General features: G+C 74.2%; 10 protein-coding genes. 7 read left to right on the top strand and 3 right to left on the bottom strand.

Going from position 1 to position 13,762, the window contains the following annotated elements; genetic code table 11:
- Positions 1 to 12: 12 nt before the first annotated feature.
- Complete coding sequence (locus B4U46_RS12925; protein ID WP_079427096.1) at positions 13 to 1,791, bottom strand: PucR family transcriptional regulator; 1,779 nt, start codon at positions 1,789 to 1,791, stop codon at positions 13 to 15.
- Positions 1,792 to 1,907: 116 nt separating this feature from the next.
- Between B4U46_RS12925 and speB the strand changes: the two genes are divergently transcribed.
- The 5 genes from speB (at position 1,908) to B4U46_RS12900 (ending at position 9,227) form a co-directional block, all read left to right on the top strand.
- Positions 1,908 to 2,876, top strand: coding sequence for an agmatinase (speB, locus tag B4U46_RS12920; protein WP_045951081.1), 969 nt, complete (start codon positions 1,908 to 1,910; stop codon positions 2,874 to 2,876).
- Between the two features lie 68 nt (positions 2,877 to 2,944).
- The gene (locus tag B4U46_RS12915) at positions 2,945 to 4,633 is read left to right on the top strand and encodes a thiamine pyrophosphate-binding protein (protein WP_079427094.1); all 1,689 of its coding nucleotides are present in this window, start codon (positions 2,945 to 2,947) and stop codon (positions 4,631 to 4,633) included.
- Between the two features lie 61 nt (positions 4,634 to 4,694).
- Positions 4,695 to 4,904 (top strand): type II toxin-antitoxin system VapB family antitoxin, encoded by a 210-nt coding sequence (locus B4U46_RS12910; RefSeq protein ID WP_079427092.1) that lies wholly within the window; start codon positions 4,695 to 4,697, stop codon positions 4,902 to 4,904.
- Complete coding sequence (locus B4U46_RS12905; RefSeq protein ID WP_079427089.1) at positions 4,901 to 5,332, top strand: PIN domain nuclease; 432 nt, start codon at positions 4,901 to 4,903, stop codon at positions 5,330 to 5,332. Before B4U46_RS12910 ends, B4U46_RS12905 begins: the two co-directional genes overlap by 4 nt.
- Positions 5,333 to 5,462: 130 nt before the next feature.
- Entirely contained in the window at positions 5,463 to 9,227 is a 3,765-nt protein-coding gene (locus tag B4U46_RS12900; protein ID WP_079427087.1) for an ABC transporter ATP-binding protein, read from the top strand.
- Positions 9,228 to 9,255: 28 nt separating this feature from the next.
- On the opposite strand, the gene B4U46_RS12895 is transcribed toward B4U46_RS12900, so the two are convergent.
- Positions 9,256 to 9,813, bottom strand: coding sequence for an EF-hand domain-containing protein (locus B4U46_RS12895; protein WP_079427084.1), 558 nt, complete (start codon positions 9,811 to 9,813; stop codon positions 9,256 to 9,258).
- Positions 9,814 to 9,993: 180 nt separating this feature from the next.
- Here B4U46_RS12895 and B4U46_RS12890 point away from each other — a divergent pair, with 180 nt between their 5' ends.
- A complete protein-coding gene (locus B4U46_RS12890; RefSeq protein ID WP_237292834.1) occupies positions 9,994 to 10,350 on the top strand; it encodes a hypothetical protein in 357 nt (118 codons plus the stop codon).
- Positions 10,351 to 10,436: 86 nt separating this feature from the next.
- Positions 10,437 to 11,915, top strand: a complete 1,479-nt coding sequence (locus B4U46_RS12885; protein ID WP_079427078.1) for a S28 family serine protease — start codon at positions 10,437 to 10,439, stop codon at positions 11,913 to 11,915.
- A gap of 35 nt (positions 11,916 to 11,950) precedes the next feature.
- On the opposite strand, the gene B4U46_RS12880 is transcribed toward B4U46_RS12885, so the two are convergent.
- Positions 11,951 to 13,714, bottom strand: a complete 1,764-nt coding sequence (locus B4U46_RS12880; protein ID WP_079431728.1) for a glycoside hydrolase family 3 protein — start codon at positions 13,712 to 13,714, stop codon at positions 11,951 to 11,953.
- Positions 13,715 to 13,762 lie beyond the last annotated feature (48 nt).

The following is a 13,762-nucleotide window of genomic DNA, read 5'->3' as shown; positions in this document are numbered from 1 at the left end:
ACCGGGTCGCCGTCAGCCGGGGGGCCCGGAGGGCCGGTCCGGTGCCGGACCGAGCCACCGCAGGGCGAACCACAGCTCCATCCGGGTGTCCGTGTCGTCCAGGTCGGCGTCGCCCAGCAGGGCCGTGCACCGGGCGATCCGCTGGCGGACGGTGTTCCGGTGGATCCCCAGTGCCGCCGCCGTGCGGTCCCAGCTGCCGTGGTGGGACAGCCAGGCGCGCAGGGTCTCCCTGAGGGCGGGGGAGAGGGGCCGCAGCAGCGCTTCGGCGTGGCCGCGGGCTTCCGCTGCGCCGACCAGGCCCGTGACGCCGGGGTCGGTGTGGCGGGCCAGCGGGGTGCGGGAGGCCTCGGCGCGGGCCAGAGCGCGGCGGGCCTGGGCGTCGGCCGTGCGCAGCTCCGCCGGTGCGGCAGGGGCGCTGACCCCGAGCCGCCACCCCGGCTGCGGGCCGGGCTCCCGGTCGGTGATCAGGCGCACGCCGTCCCCGCGCGGGTCCAGCAGCACGGTGCCCAGCGCCGCCGCGAGGGCCCGCGGGTCCCCGCCGCCCCGGGCGTGGACGGCGTACCAGGGGCCCGGGGTGAGGGCGGCGGCCGGGTCGCCGTCCAGCAGGAGACGGGCCAGCGCGGCCGCTTCCGCGCCGGCCGGGCCGCTCGCCGTGAGCAGGGTCAGCAGCACGGCGCCGACCGAGGCGATGGTGTGGTCGCCCGCCGCCCGGCCGGGGGTGGCCAGGGCCAGCACCCGGCCGCCACCGACCGCGTAGGCGGCCAGCTGGGTACCTCCCAGGCTGTCGGTCGCGGTCGCGGCACTCCCCGGCACCACCCGCCGCGCCAGCGCCGCCAGGGCGGCACGCACCTCCTCCCCGGGCTCGGGCCCGGCCGCCGCCCTGGCCGGACGGAACGCGGTGGCCGGCGCGCCACCGTCGGCAGTGGAGCCCGGCCCGACGCCCGCCCCACCGGCAGCACCCGCCCCGGCGGCCGCGCCCGTGCCCGCCCCGGCTCGCCGGCCCGCCGGCTCGGGCCCGACGCCCGCCCCACTGGCGGCACCGGCCCCGGCGGCCGTGCTCGCACCGGCCCCCGGCCCTGCTCCGGTACCCCGGCGCCGATCCGCTGGCCCGGGGGCAGGGGCCGTGCCGACGGCAGCACCCGCAGGGCCGGAGCCCGGGCCCGCCGGGCCGGGTCGCTCCCCTTCGGCGGCGCCCGCCGCGTCCGGCTCCCACAGCGCCGCCCAGCCCCCCAGGGCCGCCGCCAGGCGGGAGAGGACCGACGGGACCGGGTCCGGGCGGGCGGCGGCCGCCGCCAGGGACTGCTGGGCTTCGGTGACGCGGCGGAGCTCCCGCGTGCGGGCCTCCGCCATCAGCCGCCAGACCGTGCGGGCGACCGCCGTGAAGGGGGTCCCCGGCGGCACCTCCACCAGCGGCAGCCCGTACTCCGCGCACGCCTCCGCCAGACCGGCCGGGACCGTCTCGTGGACCGGCGTCACGCCGAAGCCCAGCCCCGCCACCCCGGCCCGCACCAGCCGTGCGACGTACGCCCCGGCATCCGCGTCCCCCAGCCCGGCCCCGGCCGTCAGCAGCAACTCGCCGCCCAGCAGGTACGGGGACGGGTCCGCCATCTCGGAGGCGTGCACCCCGTGCACCTCCGCCACCGCCGGCCCGGCGAGGTGCCGCAGCCCGAGCCCCCGCTCCCCGAGCAGCCCCGCCAGCCCCACGGGCGGCGTCATCGGTTCCCCGGCGGGGGCGGACGACGCCGCCCGGGGCCCGGTGCCGGGATGCGGGGGGACCGGGAGGTCGGCCATGGATACTCCGTACATTTCGGCGCGGCCAGATGGATGAAACGTACCCTCCCCACCCCCGCGCGGCACGCTTACGCTCGAAAGACCGCACCAGCAGGACCACCAGAAGGGCACCCCCCATGAGCACCGAGCAGACGCCGCGCGGCCCCGTCGACTCCTCCCGCATCCCGCGCTACGCCGGTCCGGCCACCTTCGCCCGCCTGCCCCGCCTGGACGAGGTCGGCTCCGCCGACGTCGCCGTGGTCGGCGTGCCCTTCGACTCCGGTGTCTCCTACCGCCCCGGCGCCCGCTTCGGCGGCAACGCCATCCGCGAGGCCTCCCGCCTCCTGCGCCCCTACAACCCGGCGCAGGACGCCTCCCCGTTCGCCCTGGCGCAGGTCGCGGACGCCGGCGACATCGCGGTGAACCCCTTCAACATCAACGAGGCCGTCGAGACGGTCGAGGCCGCCGCGGACGAGCTCCTGTCCTCCGGCTCCCGTCTGATGACCCTCGGCGGCGACCACACCATCGCCCTCCCCCTCCTGCGCTCGGTCGCGAAGAAGCACGGCCCGGTCGCCCTGCTGCACTTCGACGCCCACCTGGACACCTGGGACACCTACTTCGGCGCCGAGTACACCCACGGCACCCCGTTCCGCCGCGCCGTCGAGGAGGGCATCCTCGACACCGAGGCGCTGTCCCACGTCGGTACCCGCGGCCCGCTGTACGGCAAGCAGGACCTGGACGACGACGCCAAGATGGGCTTCGGCATCGTGACCTCGGCGGACGTCTACCGCCGCGGCGCCGACGAGATCGCCGACCAGCTGCGCCAGCGCATCGGCGACCGCCCGCTGTACATCTCCATCGACATCGACGTCCTGGACCCGGCCCACGCGCCCGGCACCGGCACGCCGGAGGCGGGCGGCATGACCTCCCGCGAGCTGCTGGAGATCATCCGGGGCCTGTCCTCCTGCAACCTCGTTTCCGCCGACGTGGTCGAGGTCGCCCCGGCGTACGATCACGCCGAGATCACCTCGGTCGCGGCCTCGCACACCGCGTACGAGCTCACCACGATCATGAGCCGCCAGATCGCCGCCTCGAAGGCCAAGTAGCACCCGGCGGGCACGGCGGCCCGGCAGCACAGCGCGGCGGCGCACCGGCACGAAGGGCACGCAAGCACGTGACGCACGACCACGACCTGGTTCTCCGCCCCACCGAGGCCCAGACGGCGGCCGCCCTGGCCCCGCCGCCGGGCCGCACGGGCGGGGACCTGGTCGTGGAGACGCTGCGCGGCCTCGGCGCGACCACCGTCTTCGGTCTGCCGGGGCAGCACGCGCTCGCCCTCTTCGACGCCGTCGGCCGCTCCGACCTGCGCCTGGTCGGTCTGCGCACGGAGAACAACGCCGGCTTCGCCGCCGACGCCTACGGCCGCCTCACGGGCGAGGCGGTCCCGCTCCTGCTCTCCACCGGCCCGGGGGCGCTGATGTCCCTGCCGGCCCTCGCGGAGGCGGCGGCCGCCTCCGCGCCCGTCCTCGCCCTCTCCTCCCAGGTCCCGTCCCCGGGCCTGGGCGGGGGCCGGCGGGGCCACCTGCACGAGCTGCGCGAGCAGTCCGCGTCCTTCCGTGACGTGGTCAAGTCCGTGCACATCGCCCGTACCCCCTCCCAGATCCCCTCCGTCGTCGCCGAGGCCTGGGAGTCGGCCCTGACCGCCCCGCACGGCCCCGTCTGGGTGGAGATCCCCGAGGACGTGCTCCGCGCGGAGACGGTGATCCCGCAGGTCACCGGCATGGACGCGACCCCGCGTGAACTGGCCCCGCGCCCGGAGCTGACCGCGCTGGCGGCGCACTGGCTGTCCCGGGCCTCCCGCCCGGTGATCATCGCGGGCGGCGGCGTGGTCCGCGCCGACGCCGCCGGCAAGCTCAGGCAGCTCGCGGAGCGCCTGAACGCGCCCGTGGTCACCACCTTCGGCGGCAAGGGCGCCTTCCCCTGGACGCACCCGCTCTCCCTCCAGTCCTGGCTGGAGGACCGCCACATGACGGACTTCCTGGAGGACGCCGACGTCCTCCTCGTCGTCGGCTCGGGCCTGGGCGAACTCAGCTCCAACTACCACACGTTCTTCCCCACCGGCCGGGTCGTCCAGATCGAGGCCGACCTCGGCAAGCTGGAGTCCAACCACCCGGCCCTGGGCATCCACGCGGACGCCCGCCTGGCCCTCCAGGCCCTCCTGGAGACGGTCGAACCCCGCGAGGACGCCGGCGCCCCCGCCCGGGTCCGTGCGGTCCTGGCCGACATCGCTGCCCGCCTCGCCGCCCAGGACCTCACCCTGGAGCAGGAGCTGCTGACCTCGATCCGGTCCGCCCTCCCGGCCCGCTCCCCCTCCTTCTGGGACATGACGATCCTGTCCTACTGGGCCTGGTCGGCCTTCGACGCCAGGCACCCCAACACCATGCACTCCGCCCAGGGCGCCGGCGGCCTCGGCTACGCCTTCCCGGCGGCCCTCGGCGCGGCGGTCGCGGAGCCGGGCACCCCGGTCCTCGCGGTCTCCGGCGACGGCGGCGCGATGTACTCCGTCGCCGACCTCGCCACCGCGAAGCAGTACGACCTCGACGTCACCTGGCTGATCGTGGACGACGGCGGCTACGGCATCCTGCGCGAGTACATGACGGACGCCTTCGACGGCCGCACCACCGCCACCGAACTCACCCGCCCCGACTTCACCGCCCTGGCCGGCTCCTTCGGCATCCCGGCGGCCACCACCACCCCGGCGACCCTCCGCAAGGACCTGGCCGAAGCCCTCGCCACCCCCGGCCCCTCGGTCCTGGTCCTCCCGGCCACCCTGAGGATGTTCGCCCCGACCCACCTGGGCTAGCGGTGGCCCGCTCCGGGCGAGGCGGCATATGCTTCATATGCGCCGAACCCAGGAGGCATATATGTCGAACCTCTACGTCGACGTCGACGACGAAGCCCTGGCCGAGGCCGCGTCGATACTGGGCACCAAGACGAAGAAGGACACGGTCAACGCGGCGCTGCTCGAAGTCGCCAAGAGGCACCGCCGTCTGCGGGCTCTGGAACGGCTCGCCCAGATGGGTGAACGCGGGGACTTCGACCTCCTCCTGGACAAGGAGAACTACCGGCGGTGAGCCCGGTCACCCATCTCATCGACACGTCGGCCGTGGCCCGGATCCTGACCGACCCGGCCGTCCGCAAGCCCCTCAGCCGCCACCTCGTCGAAGGGGTGATCGGCATCTGTGAGGTCACCGAGCTGGAGATCCTCTACTCGGCGCGCTCCCTGGCCGACCGGCTGGACAAGGAAGACCTGCTGACGGAGCTGTTCAACTGGGTCCCCGTCCCCGACGGCGTGTACCAGCGCGCCCGTGCCGTACAGCGGATGCTCACCGACCGGGGCGAGCACCGCAGTGCGGGGCCCGTCGACCTCATGGTGGCGGCCACCGCCGAGCTGGCCGGTCTGACCCTGCTCCACCACGACAAGGACTTCGAGACGATCGCCCGCGTCACGGGCCAGCCGGTGGTCTGGGTGGGGCGCCCGGGAGCACCCGGCACCACCTAGCCCGTCCGGGCGCTTCCGGAGTGCGCCGGAGGCGCCGTACGCGGATGTTCGAATTGTTGCGGCGGGATGAAATCCGCCGGTCGCAGCGTTGGGGGTCTCGGCAGGACAGGACCTACGGGGAGGCACCCACGTGACGGCGGCGGCTGGCGAGAAACAGGGCTGGGGCAGGCGGCTCGCCGCCTACACCTGGCGGTACAAGCTCAACGTGCTGCTCGCGCTCGGCTCCTCGCTGGCCGGTATGGCCGTCATGGCGCTCGTGCCGCTCGTCACCCGGGTCATCATCGACGACGTCATCGGGGACGAGACCAAGGCGATGGCCCCCTGGGCGGGCCTGCTCGTCGGCGCCGCCCTGCTCGTCTACGTGCTGACCTACATACGCCGGTACTACGGCGGCCGCCTCGCCCTCGACGTGCAGCACGACCTGCGCACCGACATGTACCGGACCATCGCCCGCCTCGACGGGCGGCGCCAGGACGAGCTCTCGACCGGCCAGGTCGTCGGGCGGGCCACCAGCGACCTCCAGCTGATCCAGGGCCTGCTCTTCATGCTGCCCATGACCATCGGCAACTTCCTGCTCTTCGGGATATCCCTGGCCGTGATGGTCTGGCTGTCGCCGCTGCTGACCGTGGTCGCGCTGCTGATGGCCCCCGCTCTGTGGTTCATCGCCAAGCGCAGCCGCAAGAAGCTCTTCCCCGCCACCTGGTACGCGCAGAGCCAGGCCGCCGCCGTCGCCACCGTCGTCGACGGGGCCGTGACCGGGGTCCGCGTGGTCAAGGGCTTCGGGCAGGAGGAGCAGGAGACCGGCAAGCTCCGCGAGGCCGGCCGCAGGCTGTTCGGCGGGCGGATGCGTGCCATCCGGATGAACTCCCGCTACACCCCCGCCCTCCAGGCCGTTCCCGCGCTCGGCCAGGTCGCCATGCTGGCCCTCGGCGGCTGGCTGGCCACCCGGGGGCACATCACCCTCGGTACCTTCGTCGCCTTCTCCACCTACCTCGCCCAGCTGGTGGGCCCCGTCCGCATGCTCGCCATGGTGCTGACCGTCGGCCAGCAGGCCCGGGCGGGCGTCGAGCGGGTCTTCGAGCTCATCGACACCGAGCCGGTGATCGAGGAGGGGACGCGGGAGCTGCCGGCCGACGCGCCCGCCACCGTCGCGTTCGAGGACGTCCGCTTCGGCTACGACCCCGGGCGGCCCGTGCTCGACGGGTTCTCGCTCACCGTCGCCGAGGGCGAGACCGTCGCCGTGGTCGGCGCCTCGGGCTCCGGCAAGTCCACCGTCTCCTTGCTCCTGCCGCGCTTCTACGACGCCGACCACGGCACCGTGCGCGTCGGCGGCCACGACGTGCGCGAGCTGACGTACGACTCGCTGCGCGCCGCCATCGGCCTGGTGCCCGAGGACTCGTTCCTCTTCTCCGACACCATCCGCGCCAACCTCGCCTACGGCCGCCCCGAGGCCACCGACGAGGAGATCCGCGCCGCCGCCCGCGCGGCCCAAGCGGAATCGTTCATTCAAGCCCTCCCCGCGGGCTACGACACCAAGGTCGGCGAACAGGGCCTGACCCTCTCCGGCGGCCAGCGCCAGCGGATCGCGCTCGCCCGCGCCCTCCTCACCGACCCCCGGCTCCTCCTCCTCGACGACGCCACCTCCGCCGTCGACGCCCGCGTCGAGCACGAGATCCACGAGGCCCTGCGCGCCGTCATGGCCGGCCGCACCACCCTCCTGATCGCCCACCGCCGCTCCACCCTCGCCCTCGCCGACCGGATCGCCGTCCTGGACGCCGGCCGGCTCGCCGACATCGGCACGCACGAGGAACTGGAACGCCGCTGCGCCCTCTACCGCCGCCTGCTGACCGACCCCGAGGCCCTGGGCGCCGGCTCCCCGCGCACCCCCGACGCGCTCTCCATGACCGAGTTCGAGCGCGACCTGGAGCGGGACATCGAGCTGGAGGCCGAGATCGACTCCGAGCCGGTCAACGCCAAGCGGCGCGTGGCCGACGGGGTCACCCCCGAGCTGTGGCGGCGCCAGGACAAGGCCGAAGAGCCCGCGCCGGGCGCCACCCCCGAACTGCTCGCGCAGGTCGCCGCCCTCCCGCCGGCCGACGACCGGCCCGAGGTGGACGAGGAACGGGCCGCGGCCGCCGAGGACAGCTACGGCCTGCGCCGGCTGCTGCACGGCTTCTGGGCCCCCCTCGCCATCAGCCTCGGCCTGGTCGCCCTCGACGCCGGGGCCGGACTCCTGCTGCCGGTGCTGATCCGGCACGGCATCGACCAGGGCGTGGAGAAGGCCGCCCTCGGAGCGGTCTGGGCGGCCGCTGGCCTCGCCCTGGCCGTCGTGATCGCCCAGTGGGCCGCGCAGTTCGCCGAGACCCGGATGACCGGGCGCACCGGCGAGCGCGTGCTCTACGCCCTGCGCGTCAAGATCTTCGCCCAGCTCCAGCGCCTCGGCCTGGACTACTACGAGCGCGAGCTCACCGGCAAGATCATGACCCGGATGACCACCGACGTGGACTCCCTCTCCAGCTTCCTGCAGACCGGCCTGGTCACCGCCGTCGTCTCCGTCCTGACCTTCTTCGGCATCCTGATCGCCCTGCTCGTCCTCGACCTCGAACTCGCGCTGATCGTCTTCGCGACCCTGCCCGTACTGGTCCTCGCCACGGTCGTCTTCCGCCGCAAGTCGGTCGCCGCGTACGAGCTCGCCCGCGACCGGGTCAGCCTGGTCAACGCCGACCTCCAGGAGTCCGTCGCCGGGCTGCGCCTGGTCCAGGCCTTCCGCCGCCAGCACTCCGGCGCCACCCGCTTCGCCGAGCGCAGCGACTCCTACCGCCAGGCGCGGGTGCGCGGCCAGTGGCTGATATCCGTCTACTTCCCCTTCGTCCAGCTGCTGTCCTCGGGCGCGGCGGCGGCCGTGCTGATCGTCGGCGCGGGGCGGGTGGAGGCGGCCACCCTCACCACCGGCGCGCTGGTGGCGTACCTGCTGTACATCGACCTGTTCTTCGCCCCGGTCCAGCAGCTCTCCCAGGTCTTCGACGGCTACCAGCAGGCCACCGTCTCCCTCGGCCGCATCCAGGACCTGCTGCGCGAGCCCACCACCACCCCGCCCCCGGCGGCCCCCCGCGAGGTCGCCTCCCTGAGCGGCGAGATCGCCTTCGAGGACGTGCGCTTCGCGTACGCCACCGCCGAGGAGCGCGGCGAGCAGGGCGAGGCGCTGGGCGGCATCACCCTGCGGATACCCGCCGGGCAGACCGTCGCCTTCGTCGGCGAGACCGGCGCCGGGAAGTCCACGCTGGTCAAGATGGTGGCCCGGTTCTACGACCCGACCTCCGGCCGGGTCACCGCCGACGGCACCGACCTGCGGGAGCTGGACCTGACGGGGTACCGCCAGAGGCTGGGGGTCGTCCCCCAGGAGTCGTACCTCTTCCCGGGGACGGTCCGCGACGCCATCGCCTACGGGCGGCCGGAGGCGTCCGACGCCGAGGTGGAGGCGGCCGCCCGCGCGGTCGGCGCCCACGACATGATCGCCACCCTCGACGGCGGCTACCTGCACATCGTCAGCGAGCGCGGCCGCAATCTCTCCGCGGGCCAGCGCCAGCTGATCGCCCTGGCCCGTGCCGAACTGGTCGACCCGGACGTGCTGCTGCTCGACGAGGCCACGGCGGCCCTGGACCTGGCCACCGAGGCCCAGGTCAACCAGGCCACCGACCGGCTGGCGGGCAAGCGCACCACCCTGGTGGTGGCCCACCGGCTGACCACCGCGGCCCGGGCCGACCGGGTGGTGGTCATGGAGCGCGGCCGGGTCGTCGAGGACGGCAGCCACGCCGAACTGCTCGCCCGGGGCGGCCGCTACGCCGTGCTGTGGCGGACCTTCGCCGGGGAGGACGAGCCGGCCGCCGCCGCGTAGCGGACCCGTCAGGAGGCCGCCCCGGGTGTCAGAGCTCGCCGAAGAGCAGGTTGCCCGGGGCGTCCTCGTCCTCACCGGTGTAGTACTCGCGTACCGCGTCGAGGAGTTCGTCCACCGACAGGTAGCCGTCGTGGTTCTTGTCGATCCGCTCGAAGAGGGCGTCCGCGGCGGCGGGCTCCAGCCTGGTGTCGAAGGCCAGCTGCGCCTTGTGGAACTCCTCCGGGCTGATGTGCCCGTCCCCGTTGGTGTCGACGACCGTGAGCATCGCCTTCATCATCGGCCGGAAGGACTTCTCGTAGGCCGGGCCGCCGTCCTTGTAGAGGCGGGTCATCCCGTCCCGGTACTGCTGCGGCGTCAGCTTCTGGTCCTGGCCCACGCCCAGCTCGTTGAAGAGGTCCACCCAGAAGTCGGTGAGCCCGCGGAACACCTCGGCCGCCTTGGGTGAGTCGGCGGGCTCGGCCAGCGCCGTCAGCAGCCGGGAGCCGAGGGCGATCATGTCCTTCTCGTCGATCACGCCGTTGTCGTCCGCGTCCAGGTGCGCGAACGCACGCTCCAGCTTCCGGTCGAGCAGGTCGGTGGTCGTCATGGGAGGACGCCTTTCGTGACTACGGTGAGCATGCGGTCGATCGCCCAGGGTAGTGCAACCTTCCGGTGGTCCGGCGCGTCGTACGTACGTCAGTACGTGTTACGTACGACCGATCGGGGGGTCAGGGTGTCTCAGGGGTGGACAGCGCGGAAGGCGCGGCGGCGGGGGGTCTCCCTCGGGGTGGTCGGGGCCGCACTGTGGCTGGCCGCGGGCGGGGTGTTCGCCGCCGCGCCGCAGGCGGCGGCCGCCACCGGCGGCTGCCCGGGCGAACTGGTCCGGACGCTGCCGCTGCCGGACGCCGAGGTGCGCGTGTACAAGAGCCGGACGCAGGTCTGCGCGGTCAACGTCGCCCTGCACCCCGGGGCACGCCGCCACCTCGCGGTCAGCGTTCAGCCGCGCGGTGGGGTTCCCGTGGGCGATGCGGGGCAATTCACCCGCTACGCGGGCCCCGTCACCGTCGCCGCGATCAACCGGTGTGTGTACGTAAAGGGCGGTGTCGCGGCCGGATCCGTGGAGTCCGGCTGGATCCTGTGCTGAAGCAGCGGCCCAACCGGTACTGTTCACGGGCGTGTTGACCCCGCTAGGTTCACGGCGACCACCAGTGGACCGAATGGGGAGAGTGCATGCGCAAGACGCTTGGCCGGCTGCTGCCGCTCGCGGTGCTCATCGGCACCTTCGGCTCGGCCGGCCTGACGGCTCAGGCGGCCACCGCCGCCGAGCCGGCCGCCGCCGCGCCGACCACCGCAGGGCAGGGCGCCACCGCGGACATCAAGGACCGGATCCTCGCCATCCCGGGCATGAGCCTGATCGAGGAGAAGCCGTACCCCGGCTACCGGTTCTTCGTGCTGAACTACGAGCAGCCGATCGACCACCGGCAGCCGTGGAAGGGCACCTTCAAGCAGCGGATCACCCTGCTGCACAAGGACGAGTCACGGCCGACCGTGTTCTACACCTCCGGCTACAACGTCAACACCAACCCGCGCCGGGCCGAGCCGACGACCATAGTCGACGGCAACCAGGTGTCCATGGAGTATCGATTCTTCAACCCGTCCCGCCCCGACCCGGCGGACTGGTCGAAGCTCGACATCTGGCAGGCCGCCAGCGACCAGCACCGCATCTACACCGCCCTGAAGAAGATCTACTCCAAGAACTGGCTCGCCACCGGCGCCAGCAAGGGCGGGATGACGGCGACGTACTTCGAGCGGTTCTACCCGCGCGACATGGACGGCGTGGTCGCCTACGTCGCGCCGAACGACGTCGTCAACAAGGAGGACTCGGCCTACGACCGGTTCTTCACCAAGGTCGGCACCAAGGAGTGCCGCGACAAGCTGGCCGCCGTCCAGCGCGAGGCCCTGGTCCGCCGGGAGCCGCTGGAGGCCAAGTACAAGGAGGCCGCCGCGGCGAGCGGCTGGACCTTCAACACCGTCGGCAGCCTGGACAAGGCCTTCGAGGCCGTCGTCCTCGACTACACCTGGGCCTTCTGGCAGTACAGCCTGCTCTCCGACTGCGGGACCGTCCCCGACGCCAAGACCGCGACGGACCAGCAGATCTGGGACAGCGTCGACACCATCTCGGGCTTCTCGGCCTACACCGACCAGGGCCTGGAGACGTTCACCCCGTACTACTACCAGGCCGGCACCCAGCTCGGCTCGCCCGACATCAAGCAGCCCTGGCTGGGGAACCTGAGCCGCTACGGCTACCAGCCGCCGCGCGACTTCGTCCCGCGCGACATCCCCATGACCTTCCGGCCGGGGGCCATGGCGGACGTGGACAACTGGGTGAAGAACAACGCCCACCAGATGCTGTTCGTGTACGGGCAGAACGACCCGTGGGGAGCCGAGCCCTTCCACATCGGCTACGGGGCCACCGACAGCTACGTGATGATCGCACCGGGCGCCAACCACGGGGCCAACGTCGCCAAGCTCCAGGACGGCGAGAGGGCCCTGGCCACCGCACGGATCCAGCAGTGGGCCGGAGTGGCCCCCGCCGCGGGCGCCTCCGGCACGGCCACGGCCAAGGCCGCCGCGCAGGCGGCCCCCCTGGCCGCCCCGGACCCGGAGCTCGACCGGACCGACCTGCGCCACGACTCGCTGCGGCCGTAGCGCGGCGCTCCCACCGGGCCGCGGGCCGGGGTGCCTCAGTACCCCAGCCCGTGGCCCAGCGGATAGCGGCCCGGAACCGGGACGGGCAGGCGGCCGGCCGGCCGCCGCGCCCCCGTCAGCACCCGGGCCGCCGCCCGCATCTCCACGTCCGTCCACGTGTAGGTGGCCACCTCGGCCGCGCACGCGGGCAGCCGGGCCGGGTCGTACGGATTGCGGACCGCCACCAGCACCACCGGGACGCCCGTCGCGACCAGGTCCGCCACCAGCGTCCGTTGCGGACTCTCCCCCTCCGGGACGTTGTACGTGCACACCACCACCGCCGCGTGGCCCGGCGCGGCCGCCACCGCCCGCTCCGCGGGCAGGGACTGCGCCCGGCAGCCCAGGGCCGTCAGCTCCCGCGCCAGGACCTCGGTGGGGGGTCCCGTCGTACCCGTGGGGGAGGCCGGGTCGGCGCCCGTCACCAGCAGCCGGGGTCCGGACGCCGCGTCCAGGGGGAGCAGCCCGCGCGGATTGGCCAGCAGGGTGGTCGTACCGGCGGCGATCGCGTCGGCCGCCTCCAGGTGCTCCCCGGTGCCCACCACCGCGTCCACCCGGCCCTCGTCGGCGTACGGGTCCTCGAACAGCCCCCGGCGCGCCTTGACCTCCAGGATCCGCAGCACCGACTCCTCGATCCGCGCCCGGGTCAGCTCGCCCGACCCGACCGCCGCCAGCACGCTGCGGTACGCCAGCCCCAGGTCGGGCGCGTTCAGCAGCTGGTCGCAGCCCGCCTTGAGGGCCAGCACCGGCACCCGGTCGTCCCCGTACTTCTGGCGGACCCCGGCCATGTCGAGCGCGTCGGTCACCACCACCCCGCGGAACCCCAGGCGTTCGCGCAGGATGCCGGTCACGATCGGCCGCGAGAGGGTCGCCGGGTCCCCCGAGGGATCGAGCGCGGGGAAGACGATGTGCGCCGTCATCACCACGTCCGCGCCCGCCTCCACCGCCGCCCGGAAGGGGGGTTCGTCCAGCTCCTCCCACTGGGCGCGGCTGTGCCGCATCACCGGCAGCCCGACGTGGCTGTCGGTCTCGGTGTCCCCGTGGCCCGGGAAGTGCTTCGCCGTCGCGGCCACCCCCGCCGCCTGGTACCCGCGCACCTGGGCGGCCGTCAGCTCCGCCACCGCTTCCGGGTCGGAGCCGAAGGAGCGGACGCCGATCACCGGGTTGGCCGGGTTCACGTTCACGTCGGCCACCGGGGCGTAGTCCTGCCGGATGCCCAGCGCGGCCAGCTCCGTCCCCGCCAGCCGGGCCGCCCGGCGGGCGTCGGCGGGGGAGCCGCCCGCGCCGAGCGCCATCGCGCCCGGCAGCAGGGTCGCCGGCCGGCCGATCCGGGCGACGGCCCCGTGCTCCTGGTCGACGGAGAGCAGCAGCGGGATCCCGGCGCCGGAGCCGGCCGCGGCCCGCTGGAGGCCGTTGGAGAGGGCGGCGATCTGCTGCGGGGAGCGGGTGTTGTGCGCCCAGGCGAAGTAGACGATCCCGCCGAGGTGGTAGCGGGCCACCAGTTCGGCGGCGCTGCGCACCCCGAACTGGGCCCGGTTCAGGTCCGCGTCGGCCGGGTCGGGGTCGGTCGCCGAGTGCCCGTACGCACGGGACACGAACAGCTGGCCCACCAGCTCGGGCAGCTCCATGGAGGCCGTCAGGGCGCGCAGCCGCTCCGGGTCCGGGCGGCGGCCCGGCGGAGCCCCGGGGGGACGTGGGTCGTCAGGCGTGCGGCGGGGGCCCACGGTGGAGGAGGCGCCGCCGGTGGCCGTGGCGGCGGCCATGGCCGCGGCGGCGAGCAGGGCCCGGCGGGAGGCGTGGTACGGCACCCC

The organism is Streptomyces katrae (assembly GCF_002028425.1).
Classification (GTDB): domain Bacteria; phylum Actinomycetota; class Actinomycetes; order Streptomycetales; family Streptomycetaceae; genus Streptomyces; species Streptomyces katrae_A.
The sequence above is the reverse complement of the archived record's forward strand: the minus strand, read 5'-3'. Positions and strand labels throughout refer to the sequence as shown.